10 protein-coding genes are annotated in these 16427 nt (G+C 59.2%); 3 read left to right on the top strand and 7 right to left on the bottom strand.

All coding sequences use genetic code 11. The annotated features are described in order from the left end of the window. Positions 1-100 precede the first annotated feature (100 nt). On the top strand, positions 101-1696 hold the full coding sequence (locus tag LC334_RS08420) for a hypothetical protein (protein ID WP_223412920.1): 1596 nt from the start codon (positions 101-103) through the stop codon (positions 1694-1696). Positions 1697-2081: 385 nt separating this feature from the next. Here the strand turns inward: LC334_RS08420 and LC334_RS08415 are convergent, their stop codons facing one another. The 3 genes from LC334_RS08415 to LC334_RS08405 form a co-directional block, all read right to left on the bottom strand. Then, entirely contained in the window at positions 2082-2459 is a 378-nt protein-coding gene (locus tag LC334_RS08415) for a response regulator (protein ID WP_176237679.1), read from the bottom strand. Further along, entirely contained in the window at positions 2452-4359 is a 1908-nt protein-coding gene (locus tag LC334_RS08410; protein ID WP_085800206.1) for a CHASE domain-containing protein, read from the bottom strand. The genes LC334_RS08415 and LC334_RS08410 overlap by 8 nt, the downstream gene beginning before the upstream one ends. An 88-nt stretch (positions 4360-4447) precedes the next feature. After that, complete coding sequence (locus LC334_RS08405; protein ID WP_085800207.1) at positions 4448-4837, bottom strand: response regulator; 390 nt, start codon at positions 4835-4837, stop codon at positions 4448-4450. Positions 4838-5099: 262 nt separating this feature from the next. Between LC334_RS08405 and LC334_RS08400 the strand changes: the two genes are divergently transcribed. Together LC334_RS08400 and LC334_RS08395 are read left to right on the top strand one after the other, a co-directional pair. Beyond that, positions 5100-5498 carry a response regulator gene (locus LC334_RS08400; protein ID WP_085800208.1) on the top strand — a complete coding sequence of 133 codons (399 nt, stop codon included), beginning with the start codon at positions 5100-5102 and terminating at the stop codon, positions 5496-5498. A gap of 215 nt (positions 5499-5713) precedes the next feature. Then, positions 5714-7861 carry a hypothetical protein gene (locus LC334_RS08395; protein WP_085800209.1) on the top strand — a complete coding sequence of 716 codons (2148 nt, stop codon included), beginning with the start codon at positions 5714-5716 and terminating at the stop codon, positions 7859-7861. A gap of 181 nt (positions 7862-8042) precedes the next feature. Here the strand turns inward: LC334_RS08395 and LC334_RS08390 are convergent, their stop codons facing one another. The 4 genes from LC334_RS08390 to LC334_RS08375 form a co-directional block, all read right to left on the bottom strand. After that, the gene (locus LC334_RS08390) at positions 8043-10010 is read right to left on the bottom strand and encodes a DNA/RNA non-specific endonuclease (protein ID WP_139836363.1); all 1968 of its coding nucleotides are present in this window, start codon (positions 10008-10010) and stop codon (positions 8043-8045) included. Between the two features lie 34 nt (positions 10011-10044). Then, positions 10045-13083 (bottom strand): ATP-binding protein, encoded by a 3039-nt coding sequence (locus LC334_RS08385; protein WP_085800210.1) that lies wholly within the window; start codon positions 13081-13083, stop codon positions 10045-10047. Continuing rightward, positions 13080-14867 (bottom strand): trypsin-like serine peptidase, encoded by a 1788-nt coding sequence (locus tag LC334_RS08380; protein WP_139836364.1) that lies wholly within the window; start codon positions 14865-14867, stop codon positions 13080-13082. Before LC334_RS08380 ends, LC334_RS08385 begins: the two co-directional genes overlap by 4 nt. 227 nt (positions 14868-15094) lie before the next feature. Further along, positions 15095-16270, bottom strand: a complete 1176-nt coding sequence (locus tag LC334_RS08375) for a benzoate/H(+) symporter BenE family transporter (RefSeq protein ID WP_223412919.1) — start codon at positions 16268-16270, stop codon at positions 15095-15097. Between the last annotated feature and the right edge of the window lie 157 nt (positions 16271-16427).

Below are 16427 nucleotides of genomic sequence, written 5' to 3'. Positions count from 1 at the left end.
AAAAGCTTTGCAGCTTTTCCAAATCTTTAGAATTGGTTAACAATTGTCTTCAGACATTACCTCATTATTCGGAAAAGAGTAAAAATTGATTGTGTACCTGGTGTTAGCATTTACCTTCGCTTCCATTGCATATGGTGCGATCAGTTTCCCCATCTCTCATTTGAACAAGAATGTACGCGAAAACCTATCGTACTGGCTGATCGGGGCATACCAAGACACCTGGGCGAACCAGTTTTGCAAACTTTTTGACAACGCCTTTGGTGAAAACCACCTGAGCTTCAAATGTCTGTTGCGCTCGTCGCTTGCCTCTATCGTGTCGGTCGTCTTTTTGTATTTCGTACTTTCGGAAGGACTTGGCGTTCTTGAGGTGCGCACGAACGGCAACCTGACCGTGTTGAAAACGATCTCGATCGCGCTTTTTGTAAACATCATCGCAGACTATATTTCGCTGCTCGAAACGAGATGGGTTCTGGAGCGGCTGAGAAGGTCAGATAGCCGGCTCAAGAATGCATTATGGCTTAGCACTGACCTGTGTCTGACAGCCCTGATCATCTGGGCATCGATATCCATCTATATTCTTGCCCGGGGAGGCAGCTTAATCGATTTTCCTGAGCTGGTCGGGCTCTTTTCGATCTACTCCATATTCTTCTATTCGACATTCATCACGTCGATCTGGTCCATCGGGTATCTGGTCAGCACGTCTGTGAACAGAATATTCACGCATACATGCATCGGCCGAATTTTGGACGTGGAAGAAAACCCCGGACAGTCTTTGGCCTTTGTTCTGGCCTTCATTACCTTTTGGGCGTTTCTGGCATGTACTCTGCTGGTAATTCCTGACAAATCCGGTCGTACGATATTTGACCGGGCCCTGTGCAAATTGGCGCCGGGGAGTACTTGCCTTCATTCGGCAAGGATATCAGAAAACCCTGATGCGCGGCGTAAGTTTTTCGTCAATGCCTGTTTTTTCGAACGCGAGGGCATGTGCTCAAACGAAACAATGCTAGAAAATTACAAAGCTCTTTGTGAACAGGGGCAAAAAGGGACATGCGGCCGGCTTGGAAAATTGTATCGCGACGGTGATGGCGTCGAACAGAATTATCCAGCGGCGTTGGTTGCGTTCCAAAAGGGCTGTGACTTGGGTGATGGCTGGTCTTGTAGCTGGCTTGGCAAGTTGCATAACGACGGGGAGGGTGTAACGCAGAGTTATCCGGCGGCGGTGACTGCTTTCCAAGAGGGCTGCAGCTTGGATGAGGCCTGGTCTTGCGGTCGCCTTGGCAAGCTTTACCACGCCGGTGATGGCGTGGAACAAGATTATCCAGCGGCGTTGGTTGCGTTCAAAAAGGGCTGTGACTTGGATGACGGCTGGTCTTGCAGTTGGCTCGGAAAATTGCATCACGACGGAGTAGGTGTGAAACAGAACTCTCCGGCGGCGGTGGTTGCTTTCCAAGAGGGTTGCGACCTGGATGATGGCTGGTCTTGTGGTTGGCTTGGAAAATTGTATCGTGCCGGTGATGATGGCGTCGAACAGAACTATCCGGCGGCGGTGGCCGCGTTCAAAAAGGGCTGCAAACTTGGACAAGGCTGGGTTTGTGGCCGCCTTGGAAAACTATATCGCGACGACGATGGTGTGAAACAGGATTATTCGGCCGCTGCATCTGCATTCAAAAAGGGGTGTGAACTGGGCGATGGCTGATCTTGCGGCTGGCTAGGCATTGCATACCGTCTTGGGCAGGGAGTGCACAAAAACCCTGTTGCCGCCATTGCGGCATTTCGAAGGGGGTGCGCACTCAAAAGCGTGTCGGCGTGCCGGTTGATCAAAAGCCGCAACTAAGTTCGGCATCTGACAACGCAGGTTGGGCAAGATCGGACTACGGACGGGCACCCGGCAATGACGAAAAGCTGGTTGAAACCGAAGCTGTGGGAGTGGGTTTATCGGGTTCCCTATCTCGTCGCACAGAACTGAACCCATCTGGCTCTCTATGCTCATGTGCCGTCACAGATGCAGTTTCAACTTTCTTTACGCATGTAGAAATTCAATTGAATGCGACCCGCTAGATTTTGTCGGACACCACCGCCGCCTACGCAGCAAACCTGCCAAGTATTGCCGACAGATCATCAAAATTCAGGGGTTTGGGGAGAACCGAGTTGAACCCGTATTCAAGGCAGCGTCTGGCGCTGTGCCAGTGAATATCTGCGGTGGTCGCGACGATGGGGATGTTTTTCGGCGGATCCGATGGGGTGCTCCGGATGGCCTTGGTGGCGGTCAGTCCCGAAACCTCGGGCATGTGAAGGTCCATGAGGACGACGCCAATCGTGTCGGCATTTGCCGTGGCAATGTCGATTGCCTCTCGGCCTCCATCGGCGGTCAGGCAGCGAAACCCCAATTCGCGACACATCTCGACGATCACGAATTGCGATAGTTCGTCATCTTCAACAACGAGCACATCCTTAGGCACGGTCACCGCCTTTCTTCGTCACACCGCGTATTGGCAGGCGCAGCTCAAAACACGTGCCTTTGCCCAACTGACTGGACACGCTAAGGTCACCTTCCATCAGCTCGATCAGCTCATAACTGATCGCCAGCCCAAGCCCGGCACCGCCGCGGGTCCGCGTCAGAGAACCATCAACCTGCCTGAAACGTTCGAAGATAACGGCCAGGTCATCCTCTGCGATCCCCGCGCCGGTATCAGCAAGCGAGATCACGATCGAGGTCATCTGCCCCGGCGCACGGCCTTCGGCCGAGGTGCTGATCGTGATCGTCCCGGTTTCAGTGAAGCGTATGGCGTTGTCCATCAGGTTGTTGAGCACCTGTGACAGCCGGATATCGTCAATGATGATCGTCGCCGGGGTATCGATCGAAATATCCGTCACAACGACGATGTCTTTCTGGAGCTTCTCGATCATGCCTTCCGCGAGCGTGCGCCATTCTTCGACCAGGGGCTTCACGGCGACTTCGCGTTCCCACAATTCCAGGGCATCCGCCTCGAGCCGCGAGGAATCCAATACGTCGGTTAGCAGCTTCATCAACTTGTCCGAGGCCATTTTCCCGGCCTGGACCAGCTTATTTTGCTGTTGCGGCAGGCCCGCGCGTTCCAGGAGCACCAGAATGCCGCTGATGGCGGTCAGGGGCGTGCGGACCTCGTGACTCATGGTTGACAGAAAGACGGACTTCATTTCGCTGGCGCTCTCGGCCTCGGCATGTGCGATTTCGAGTTTCCTGTTTGTATCCTGAAGCGCACGCGATTCAGCGTTGAGGGCTTCTGTCGCCATGTCGGCAAAGCGCAGACCGCGCCGGTTTGCCCGCGACAGCAGGAAGAACAGGCTCAGAAGTGCCAGATCAATGATGATGCCAGCTATAAGTAGTGCCGTGGATTCAAAGCCCGCATTATTCGCCCGGAAGTCCAGCCCGGCGCGAATGTCGAGCGTCCATTCGCGCCCGTATAGCTGCATGGTAATGCGCTTTTTCCCGAGTGAATCGTCATCATAATCCGCATCTTCCGCGTGGATTTCGTCATAGATGATCTCGTCGCCGTCGGTGATGCGGATCATGGTCAATCGCCGGTCTTTGTCCAGAACGCCGCTCATGAGCTTTTTGACGACAAACGGCGCATAGACCGCACCGGCAAAGCTGGCCCGGCGGCTCTGCAAGGTCTCATGATCTTCACTGTCGTAGAACGGCGCAAAAAACAGAAAGCCCGGGGTCCGGCCCTTGTCCTGAACCAGAATGATGGGGCCTGTGATCTGTGCCGTATCGGTATCCCTGGCCTGGTTCAGGCTGGTATGGCGATTGGTTTCGTGCACCATATCAAGGCCGACGGCCTCCAGGTTGATGTCCACGGGCTCGATATAGGTGATGGGCTGAAAGATGTCGCCGTCGTGTGGAGGGTGTATGCGATAGTCGGGGCGGTCACGGCGCTCGCGTTCGAGATACGCCTGCAGATCTTCCGGAGCGACCTGATGGATTACGCCGATCCCATTGATGCCGGGGTATCTGTGTTCGATCTCCAGGTCGTTTGAAAACGTTCGCCACCGCGCCAGATCGACATCGTTGTCGTGGGTTTTCAGCGCGGAAACGCCGGCCCATAACGCAAGCTCGTATTTTTTCAGGCGTTCCCTGATGAGGCCTTCGGTCTGATTGGCCGCGTGGTCGAACCTTGCTTCGGTCCTGAGCGCAACCTGCACACGCGAATAATGCCAGATTGAAATTGTCAAAACGAGGGACAGAACAACGGCCAGCCAATGCACAAAGCGAAGTCGGCTGTGCTTTTCCAGCGCCTGTTTTTCGCGTTGGACAATGTCGGGCGGGATTCCCATGGCCCGTTCGATATGCAGCGGTGCCGTTGCTTCCTTGTTCATTGTAACCGGCCCCCCATCAACCCGATCAGATCAGCACGAACCCAGACTGCTTCTGCGTTGCCCGTTTGGCTGCACACTGAAACCCACCCTACGTCACCCCGATCTGGCAGCGTTGCGATCTGCGTCGGCCTGCGTAATCGACAAAAGCCTTAAGATCGCCAACCGGAAGGGGTTTGCGCAATATCCAGCTTATGCCGGGATACTCCGCCAATACCTCGCCCTTGGTAAAGCTTCCCGTACCCGTGATCAGGATGATTTCCGCATCCGGCGCGGCGTACCCGGCAAATTGGGCAAAGCCCAAACTGTTGGATTTGCCGATCAAAAGATCAATCACGAAAAGGTCGATCCGCTTGGTCCGAAGAACTGTTATCGCGCGTTCAATCGTGCCACATTCGATTACTTCATGGCCGGCGCTTGCGATGCATTCCCGATAGACCGCCCGAGTGGGTTCATCATCCTCTAATAGCAAAATGCGCATAAGGCCGGTCCTGGTCACATCACGCGTTAACGATCAAGAAGCCACGTTAACGATTAATAAACAATGGTTAGTAAGATACTAATGTTTATTTTGCAATACCCGTATCGGTGGAGTGCCCTTTTCACATCTGCGTTAAAAAACAGCTACTTTGACGCTATTGACCAGAAGGTCGGTGATGATTTCCAGCCCCACTGATCATCTCTGGGTTGTTAGTTCTCAAGCCTGTGTCTACAGTTGAACACAGGGGCGTGGAGGGGTGCTGATGAGGGGACGCAGAAAGAAGATTCTGATCGTCGAAGATAATACATTCGCCCGGTTCATGATGAAAAAGATCATCGAAACGCTTGAGGTCGGGCTGGATGTGGATCTGGCTCATGACGGTGTTTCCGGTTGCAAGAAAATCGAAGATGATCCGGGGTCATATGGGCTGGTTCTCATGGATATCCATATGCCGGTTTTGTCGGGGATCGACGCCACAAAAAGAATTCGGGCACATGTCGATGACCCGCCGCGAAACATTCCGATCGTCGCTGTTACTGCCGATCCGAAATACCACCACCCGCTGGCGGTTCAATCACTTGGAATGGACGGGTATATGGCCAAACCCATCTCTCCCGGTGAGCTAATCGGTTTGATCGACAAATATTGCGGCGCGGTGTGACGCTTGCTCTGACAGCCCGGAGCGGAACGGTGTCCGGGTAGATACCCCGCCTGTTAGGTCCATATGCGGCGTGTCAAGCGGCGCTCCGCCGGTGTTTGATCGCCGCCACCGGTGTCACCGGTAAGTGACTGGTTTTCAGTAATGAATTTCGCACTATTGACGCATCGGACCGGCCAAGGTTAGCGTTCTGCCCGTAGTTCTAATGGATTTTCTGAATGCAGCAATTGCGTGCCCTTTGGGCGGCTTCTAAGACCCGGGCCCCTGAAATTTTGCGGGAAGAGCAGAATGGCATCGTACTGCTGACTCTGATGCCCTTCATGATCAGCGGCATCATCTTCGCCCCGTGGAATGCCGAGATGACGGCCGAGCTGGCCTTGTCGCCGCAGGTCTATCTGCCTTGGGTGGCGGTCGTCCTGGTGGGCGTCGCGGTGGCAGCGGCACTGGTGACACGTGCCCTGGCGCCCGCAGTCGCATCCGTATCGGCGCTGATCCTGCTGGCCATCGCGCTGAAAGACCAGCGCCCGCTGGAGGCCTTCGGGTTGGGCGCACTGATCACCCCGCCTGAGCCACCGCAGGAAGGTCAGGTCTTGCCGGAACCCTACCGGTTCTTCCAGGGCATCGAGATGACCACGTTTTTTACGCTTTATACGTTAACGGGCCTGCTGAGCCTCCTGGCCGCCACCCTGCAGCCAACCCTGTCGCGCATGTTGTTCCGGACAGTTCTGATCGTTCTCATTCTGGACCTGATCCTGTTCAGCTTTTTCGGCGGGCGAACCCTGGCCGGCGCGTTGTTCAGGGGGTATTTCCCGTCGCAGATCAGTGTGCTGATCAGCCTGACGGTGCTGATGGTTCTGCGCATGCTGGTAAAGTTCAAGCAGGAGAACCGGGGCACCCATCAGGCCACCAAGAAGACCGACCCACGGCTGTTGCGGAGTGTTCGCAAGACAACGCTGAAGCTTTGGTGGCCGATGCCCCTGATCTTCCTGTTTTTCCTGATCCTCTATATCATCCTGAACGACCGCTGGGTGCACCAGCCGATGATCCGGACCCTGAATAGTCTCGAGGCAAGTGGGGATGTGACGGTCTATGAGGGCGGGGCGGCCCTGCCGTCACCCGACTTCGCCGGGGCGCCGCCCGATACGGTCGAGAGTGCGGCAGAACATGCAGTCGAGCGGCTGGTCAACGCCCAGACCGCAGCAATTACGGCCCGGATTCGCGCCGAACAGCAGAAATTCGATGGCAACACCGATGCGGTGCTGAATGCGACGCGGGAGGTGATGCCCGGCAGGTTCCCTGGCACGCGCACAAGGCGTTGCGGCTTTCTGGATTTCGGGTGCTACATTCAGAACGGCATCAAGAGCATGATCAACAGCGCCTATGTTTCGGCGCGCGAGAACATGCTAGAGGATTTCCGGCGCGATCTGGAACGCGCCGATGGCGGCGTCGCCAATAACTCGGCCGCCGCGATTGCCGAGGTCGAACGCCGCGCCGGTGTGATGAAGGCGCAGACCAGGCGGCGTATCAATGACACAGCGACCGGTCTGCGGTATTTCGGATTGGCCTCGCTGCTGTTTTCGATCCTGATCCTTATCAAGTCGCAGATGATCGTCTTTGCGCGGGTGTTCTATGCCCGCGTGCCGTTCAGGGCGGCCACGGCGGAGGAAGAGGACGAGGCCACCGCCGGCAAGATCGGCAAGACGACGGCCCGTGGATCACAGCTGGAGCTTAGATCCACTGACGGGCATGCGCGCTATTACCTCGCGTTCCGGGCCTGCGGTAACAACGTGGTGGACCGCCGCCGCATTCCGCAACCGCTGCAACTGGTGATCAAACGGCTTTTTTCACGCAATCTGGCCATGTGCCTGGTGGATTTCGAGGCCGACAAGCAGATCAAGTCCTGCGATCTGATCGTTGATCCGCCAGCCGAGATCCTGGAGTGGAACCTGCTGGAAGGCGATGAGGTCTTTGTCGATATCTCGACCCTGATCGGGTTTTCGGAGGGCTGCAGGCTGGGGCGGACGATTTCGCTGTCGCTGGGTGCGCTGATTTTTGGCCGGGCGATCTATCACTCGGTCAAAGGGCCGGGGCGGCTGTTTCTGCGGACTGAATCCAAACCGCTTGTGGGGGCGGGGAAGGCGACGCGCAGCATCATGCAATCGTCCAGCCTGATCGCCTGGCGGCGCGATGCGCAGTTCAACATCGTCAGTTCGCTGACCGTCAGCGACACGTTCCTGTCGAGCTTTTCGGTGCGCAAAGCCGACCGGCGGCAACATGTGGTGGTCTATGACACAAGCCAGTGCCGCCGCGTTGGCATGGGCGGAGGCATTCTCCGGATGGTGCGGGCCTTCCTGCTGCCGTTCTAGAATTGGTCAGACGTATGCTAAAAATTTGGCCCTGAGCTGCCATCGAGAGATTACACCTCGCGCGTCGTATATGCGCGCCTTTGTGTTTATGGCTGCTTCAGGCCAAAACAAACCGCATTGAATCCGTTGACCGTGACTCTTTCCACACTGGTCGGCCCGGAGGTCCGGGCGCGGCCGCATGTCAGAGCACGATTTGTCGGAGCGCATCGAGTTCGATCACCGGTTTGGCGGTTATGGCCGTTTCCGTCTGCGCAAGCGTGTTCAGCGGGTCATGCTCGCGTAGTGCGCCGAAATCGTAGCCGGTCATGGCCTCAAGATCAGCGATGCGGATCTGGAAGGTCTTGAACTCGCCGAATTCAAAGCCTTCGGTGCTTTCGGTCAGCCCGTCCTCCTGCAGCATCTGCTGGATCAACTGGCCCTGGCTGAGCACGTAGGCGGTGGCGTGAAGCTGCATCTCGCCGCAGTCGTTCTTTGTCAACATGGTCACGACCTTCCAGAAATGCAGCGGCAGCGGTGCGCCGGACGTGCCCAGCTCGGGGTCGTCGGGCGTATAGACCGGCCCGGTAAAGACATTGGCGCGGAACCCATGGGTGCGGGTGCTGGACAGGATGTAATCTTCAAGCCCCAGCCATTTCGCGCGCGACCGGTTGAGCGAGGCGTGTTGCGGGCTGGCATTGGTATAGTGGTAGCTGTCGAGATTGGCGCGTTTTGCCTCGTCCTCGGTGCCCCAGTTGGTGGCGAAGCGGCGCACCATGTGACCCCGGTCGATCCTGGCGTGGCCATACGCTTCGCGGTCAAGCTGGATGTCGCGGGGGATGCGCAGGTCGTGAAACCAGGTGCTGTTGTGGCGTTTAATGGCGTGGAAACGGCTGCCATCGATGTTGAACGCGGTGACTGCCGGGCCCTTGTTGCGGGCGGAATAGAGCACGCCGAAATGCTGGTAGCGCAGCTCGTGCGGACGTTCGGGCGTGGCGTCTTCTGGCGCGGCCAGTTCCAGACTGACGGGCAGGTCGGGCAGGGGGACCGTGACCTCCTGCAGGAAATCGGGATCATAGCCATCGCGACCGGCAAAGAAATCCGTGGCATGTGCCCGATCGGCGGCCTCGGTGGCCTGTCCGGTCAGGGCGGCGATGACATGCATTTGGCTTTGGCCGGCTAGAATACCCTTGAGGGTGCTGGCGCGCACAGCGCTGTTGGCGACGCCATAGCGCCCGGCAAAATGCAGGCCAAGTGCGACACCCCGGTCGAGGCTGATCAGGGGTGAACCGGAATTGCCGCCAAGACTGGTGCAGTCATGGCTGAGAATACCCAGTTCGTCGCCCTTGATCAGATAGCCCGGGGCAAAGCGTTTCACATCGTAGAGGTCTTTGAAATAGGCGTCCATATGCTGGTGTTCATTGCGTGAATCGTAAGCTGGATAGCCCACCAGCCCTACAGTTTCGCCATCCTCGCCATCGGTTTCGGCCAGCGGCAGGGGCGCGATGCGCGGCATACCGGTGTTGCGGGCGATGCGGCCCAGCGCGACATCGGCTGAAATGTCATCGGCGAGATAGGTAAACTCCTCAATCACGAAGACGCGGCCCGGGTCAGGTTGGATGTCGACCTCCTCGACGAAATCGATGCGCGCGCCATAGCGCACATTGCCGGGGCCGTAGGCATAGACGGCCTCGCCACGGAAATTCCGCCGGGCGACGAACTTGGCGACATGGCGGTTGGTGACGACCAGCAGATGGTCGCTGCCATCCTCGTCAATCACCCAGCCCGTGCCGCCCCAGGCGCGGTCATGATTGAAGAATTCGATCCGGCCGACCGAGGGCAGGAATTTTTCCACCCGGGCGATTTTCCCGCCGATATTGTCGGGAAAGAAGTCGTCAAGCGTGGTCTTGCCCTGCACCTTGTCATTCTGGACTACCAGGGGTGGGCGGCCCACCAGTTCGATGATCGCCTCCAACTCACCCGGCACCAGACCAACGGATTCGAGCCCGTCCATCGGCGCATTGAGGGCCTCGCGCAGTCGGTCTTCGGTCAGCTTCATCTCCTCCAGTACGGGATTGCCGGACCTGATACTGCTCAGAACCTTGTCGAAAGTGCCGTCCTGCGACAGCCTGCCAAGGCGGTTGATGCTTTCGCTGGTGTCTCCGTTGGTCATAATCAACTCCTTTTACAAAAATGAAATACTGCTTTCAGGTGGCGGATAATGCGTCTTTCAGAAGGATGTTTTTCGTCGCCAGCACTGCGAGCGGTGCAGCGAGCAGCGGGGGAACGCCCGTGTCGGTCAGGTGGCGGAGCGTGGCCGGCAGCGATGGCAGGCCCTGTGCCCGGTCCGAGCGTCTGGCAAAACGCGCAAGCAGGTGGCGCGTGGCCTCGGCCCTTGGGTGCGTGGGGCTGCCCCAGAGCAACAGCTCACGGGTCGCGCTGTGCACCGGGTCATCCGCCTGTATCAGGCGTTTGGCGCGGTCGAGCGTAACCCGATCTGCATCGCCATCGGTACCGACAAAATACGGCGGGCGCGTCTTGCCCCAGCACCATTCCCCCGCTGCCACCCGCCGCCAGCGATCGGCGGCCCGGGCCAAAGCCGGAAAGTCGGGGATGGTGTTGAAGGCGGCAAAGCCGGTGGCCCATTCTGCCGTGAGGCCAAGCAGATCGAACCCGGCGGCGACATCGGGCGGTGTCAGGAACCGTGTGGGTAAGGCCTGGTCAACGGCCTGAAGAGTGGGCGTATAACGCTGGGCGGCTGTTCGCGGCATGGTCGCCGCCTTTACCAGCCATTCACCGGGGCGGGCGCTGTGGCTGGCTGCAAGATAGGCCCGCAGACGCGGCCCGAAGGGCGACAGACATGCAAGGCCAATCGCCTGCGCCGCGGCACCGGTTGCGCGGGATGTCAGACCGTGGCGGTGGCGGCGTGATTGCACCATTTCGCGGGCGCGTTCGCGGGCCTGCCAGTCCTCCAGCCCGTTATGGGCCAGAATGCCCCGCGCCAGGCCAAGCTGCGGCGGTTTCGCGGTTTCGGCAAGCGCCACGATCAGCGCGAAATCAAGCGCCCCGCCGGCCATGCCGATACGCGCGGATTCGGTGTGGCAGTGCAACGCGGCGTTCAGCAGGACCGGATCGCACAGCATTTCGGCCAGCGTGTCGAAATCATATTCGGCATAAAGCTCCAGCAGGACACGACCCTGCAGCAACGGATCGTGGATAACGGCCTGTTCGAGTGCGGCTTCCGGCAATGCGTTCAGCGCCTTTTGCGCCAGAGACCAGCGACCGGTCAGCCAGTGATGGCACAGCATCAACCGGGCAGCAGGGCTGTCGGGGTCGATTTCCCCGTTGAGGGCATTATCGATCACGAAGCCTGCCTCGCGCAGATCACCCTTTTTCAGCAGCAGGTCGAGATCGGTGACGGCGCGCGCATCAGGGTGGCGCGTGGTGGTGACGTCACCCGCCCGGCCGAAATCCGACCGGCGACCCTGTGCGTGACGTACCGCATCGCGGGCGCTGGCGGGCAGTTCTTCGAGCATGAATTCATCGAAGCGCAGGGCCAGATCCGTGGGGATGGGGTTCGGCGTTTTGTCGCCGATGCGCACCAGTTGCAGTTGATGATAAAGCGTTTCGAACGGATCAAGGGCGCTGAACCAATCGACGGCGCGGCGATTGACCGATGCCGCAATGTTCGGATCGGCGGCATAGATCCGGGGCAGGAAGGCGCGGCGGACGTCGATGCGGTGCTGAACCTCGGTGCCGTCGGGGCCGGACATCACCAGCCAGTCCTGAGCTTTCAGCAATTCGAACGCCTTATCCGCCCCGGCCCGGGTCAGATCGGGGGCGGTGACCGGCGCCACGACATTAAGAAGGATCTCAGGTGTAACATGACGCAACAGTAACGCCTCGGTGGCGACGCGGTTCAGGGGCGCGGGCAGGCGCGACAGGATCGCCCGGTAGAGATAGCCGCCAACGGTTTCGTCGGTGATGTCGCCGGGCAGCTCGGCCTCGTCAAACCCGTCCAGCGCGACGGCCTTGGCGGCCAGCAGCAGAAAGAGCGGATTGCCCCGCGCCAGTGCCATCACGCGCGGCCATAGGGCGTCGGGGACATTGCGGTCGCGCAGGAACGCGCGTGCCGCATGATCCGGCAGGCCGGTCAGCCACAGGGGTTTGCCTGTGATCCGCTTCGGGGCCGGTTCTAGCGCGTTGCCGCGCCCGGCGGCGATGATGCTGATCCGATCGATACCGGCATGGGACAGCAGGTCGAGATTTTCAAAAAGCGCCTCGATCCGGGTTTCACCGGCGCTGCGCAAGACCTCGAGCGTGTCGAGAATAATCAGGAGCGTCCGACCCGAGGCCCGCACCGCCCTGGCGAGCGTCTCAATCAATGTCTGCTGCGGTTCGGTTTGTTTGCTGTCGGTAACCGGCGCATCCTTGCCCGCGATCTTGAGGCGCAGCTCGCGCAGTGTCTTGGATATCTCGGGCAGCCCGTCGCCCACCTGGCGCGAAATCTCGTCGATGAAACTTTCGCGATCGAGCACATTGAGGCCCGAGCGGTCGAAATCGAGGCGGACGAAGATGGGCAGGTGTTTCAGTCGCGCGTTCTGCACCGCCTGTTCCATCAGAAAGGATTTCCCGATCCCGGCCATGCCGGAGATATAGATCGCCTTGAGCGGCGTCGTTGATTGCGGTTTGGCGATCCAGCGGGCAAGGCGCGCCAGTTCGTTCTCGCGCCCGACGAAGCCCTCGCTGAGGATGGCGTCGGTGCGTTTTTCGGCGCGCAAGCGGTTCAACAATCCGCGCAAGGCGACCAGATGCTTATATCCCTTTGCCCGGGGACCAGCGCGATCAAGTGTGCCGGTGATGGCGGCGATACGGGCAATGTCGCGTCCCTGCTCTGCCAGCGCCGCTAGCCGGGCAGGGGCATAATCCCGTTTGCCTGTAAGCGCATCGGTGATCGGCGTGCTGAAATCGACATCCTCGGTGTCGTCCGGCATCTCCGTGGCCAGTATCTTGCGTCGCGCGGCAGGACGCATCGACCAGAGCGGAGGATCGGGATGCTCTGCTGGCAGCGCGCCGCAGTCGGGTCGCAACATAGCGAGGGCGCGGGCAACAGTCTGGGTGTCATCGGGAACGCTGCCGCCATTCGCCCAGGTAATCGCGTCGACCGGACGGAAGCCATCATGCAGGGCGGCATAAAGCCGGGCGCGCTCGGACAGGGTTTCCAGATGATCCGGAAGCGGTTTCATCTTATCCCCTCCATCAGCCGGACATGAGTGCGCAACTTTTCGGCCACTTCCGCCGCGATACCAGAGGGATATGTCCCGGCGACCGAGGGAAAATCAGCCAGCACGAAGGTGATCACATGGTCGATTATGGCGGCGTTCCAGCCCAGGCCAAGATCATCAACCATCGCTGCGACAGTCTGGTGCAGATCGTCGCGGGTAAATTCTCCGATATATTCGATGAACAGCCCCGGAGGTCCGTGATCGCGGGCTTCCATGATGGTTTCGAACTGACGGTCTGCAAGACTGAAGGTCTCGAACCCCGCCAGCACGATGCGCAAGTTGGGGCGGGTCAGAAGCTCGGCCACCAGATGCTCCATCTGTACCTGCGCCGTACGCGAGAGACCCGAGGGCGGGTTGTCGAAATAGTACCAATGGGTCTGGCTATTTTCGGCAGCGCGCTTTTGCAATGCACTGGCCAGGGTTTTGGCGCGGTCCTTGTCGGTGGCGGCGAGGCTGGTTTCCCCGCTTTCCACGCCGGACGAGGCCTGTGGCGTGGCATCGGGGCCTAGCACCTGCAGGCCAACATCGCCCAGCAGATCATCGCTGAGCAGATCGGTCGAGATACGGTGTGTTTCAGCCCGGCTGTCATGGGCCTGCAGAAAGGCGTTGAGGATCTTGTAGCTGAAGGAAAGCCCGGCCTCGCGACTGGTATCCATGCGCCGAACCCAGATGCCGCGCAACGCTTGCGCCGTGTCTTCGGTGATGGCGGTGAGCGCGTCAAAGAACGGCTCGCGCCCGATGATCATGTGGCTATCGATGCTTTCGTCAATCGACCAGAGGTAATCGGGGGCGCGATCGTTATCGAGCACCTGTTTGAACTCGGCGTTTCCGAAATAGCGGTCAAAGGGTACGATCCGGCCATCGCGGCCAAGCGCGCCCTGATGGTGGCCGATATAGGTGAAACCGCCATCAAAGGCTGGCCCACCCGACGAACCGCCGTTGGTTTCTGCATCATGTGGCAGATACATGGTGCGGGCGGTGTCGCGCTTGTAGCGGCCGATGGAGTAGCCGGTGTCCTGACCTTCCGGGAAATGCACCAGCCAGAGCCGGTGGGTGCCCGTCGTTTTCGGCGGTTCTTTCCTCGTGTCAAAATGCCCGAACTTGTGGCGGCGCCCGAGAGGTTTGTAGACCCTGAGCAGCGCGACATCCGTGTGGCTGTCATAGGCATCCTCTGGGGCAGGCATATTCTGCAACTCGTTGTCATGCGGGGGCGAGACGAAGACATACCATGCCGGATAATCCCTGCCATCGGCACCGCGGACCATCAGGCGGGGCGGTTTGTTGCGCAGGCCTGAAGAGGGCGCGAGCGCCTCGCGGATGACATGGGCGGCGGTCAGAACAAGGCGGCGTGAAATCAGCCCGCCACTGCCCATGACCCTGTCCCCCACGACAATCCGGCAGCGCCCGGTACGGGCGGAATTGTTGAATGTTGCCAGCGCGTCTGGGTCGATGGCATCGTTTTCGACATCATCGAAAATAGGCGGAACAAAGCCGTTTTGCGGCAAGAGGTCGATGCCGCGTGCCCGCAGGATCGACAGGAATTGCTGATCGACCTCATCCGCCGTCAGAGTCTGGTGCAGGGTGGTTGCAAGGGTTTCACCACAAATCTGCGCGGTCATAGCCAACGTCTCTAGCCGGTGCTGATAGGGCCAGCCGTTATAGATCGTTTCCAACACCTGATCCACCAGCGTCGGATTGTCGCTAATTAGCGGCGCGAGGCGAGAGAGTGGTAAGGCGCGGGACACCGGCAGGTCCGCCCTTACCGGAACTGCGTATCAGGCTTTCGGGCAGGGCGGACCGCACGGCCTGACATACAAAGGGGGTGGAAGATTCCGGCTGACATAATCCCGCTCCTGAAAATACTGGTCGTAAATACAATGGCGGGATGATAGCGGCAGAGCGCGCGAATCCAAAGCGTTACTATTCAACCATCACGGCAAATAAGCGAAAACGCCTGTGGTCGCCTTGCACGTTATCCGGCGCTGCGGCGTTTGACGATCTGCACGATCCCGCCCCCGATCAGCCCCCAGACCGCGGCACTCAGGCCAAAGACGGAGACCCCCGATGCGGTGATCAGGAAGGTAATCGCGGCGGCTTCGCGATATTCCGCATCATCAAAGGCGGCAAGGGCGCTGCTGGCGAAAACCCCGAGCAGCGCGATACCGGCCAGTGTTCCCAGCAGCAGCGGGGGCGCGGCGGCGGCAAAAGTGGTGATGATTGCGGCGAAGATTCCCAGCAGGCAATAGAACAGTCCGGCCATCGCTGCCGACCAGTAACGCAGCGCCGGGTTCGGGTGGCTGTCCTCGTTCGAGCACATCGCGGCGGTGATCGCGGCCAGGCAGGTGGCCGGTGCCCCCAGCAGGCCCGAGATCATGCTGGCCCCGCCGACAGCGGACAAAAGTGGCCCCGGTGCAGGCGCGTAACCATAGCTGCGCATCACAGCGAGACCGGGAATATTCTGGGTGGCCATGGTGACGATGAAAAGCGGCAGCGCGATACCCAGCGTGGCATCTAGAGTGAAGACCGGGCGGACAACAACCAGCTGCGTGAAGGGCGCGTCGGGCAGGGGCACGGCGAAACCGGTGCTGAAGAGTACCATCAGTGCCGCCATCAGCACGGTGGCAGGCACGGCCACCAGCCGGTTGATCCGGCTTATGGCAAACCAGGTTGCGATAATCGGCAGGGCCATCCACGGATCCTGCGCTGCTGCCTGAAATGGTACGACGCAGATCGATAACAGCACACCCGACAGCATGGCCTGCGCCAACGGCCCCGGGATCAGGGCGATCGCCCGACCGATAGGGCGCACAATTCCGGCCAGCACAGTCATGAAACCGGCGATCAAGAAGGCACCGACGGCGGCTTCGAAACCGAATTGCGGCGTGGCACTGACCGCAAGAAGCGCTGCACCGGGGGTGGACCAGGCAACACTGACCGGTTTTTTCGTCCAGAGACTCAGGAAAATGCCAGCGATGCCCATCGACAACGCGGCTGCCATCAGCCCCGAGGCCGCCTGATCATGATCCGCCCCCATCGCATCCATCCCTTGCAGCAGGATCGGAAAGGAGCTGAAAAAGCCCACGATGGCCACGACAAAGCCGGTCGAAACGGTCTGGGCGGGCGGCATAGGGCCGGGCGTTTCTGTCATACTCGTTATCCTCGAGAATATTGAAAGACCACACTACAACCGCTTGTCAATATTGAGACCGGCAATAGTTATTATCGTGACGCGTCTTGCGGGTATTCGTTATGCAAAGACACGCGTGTGCAAGATTGCCAAAAATTGTTGCCACGTCGCTGTGGAC

The organism is Roseovarius aestuarii (assembly GCF_019966515.1).
In the GTDB taxonomy this organism is placed as follows: Bacteria; Pseudomonadota; Alphaproteobacteria; order Rhodobacterales; family Rhodobacteraceae; genus Roseovarius; species Roseovarius aestuarii.
The sequence above is the reverse complement of the archived record's forward strand: the minus strand, read 5'-3'. Positions and strand labels throughout refer to the sequence as shown.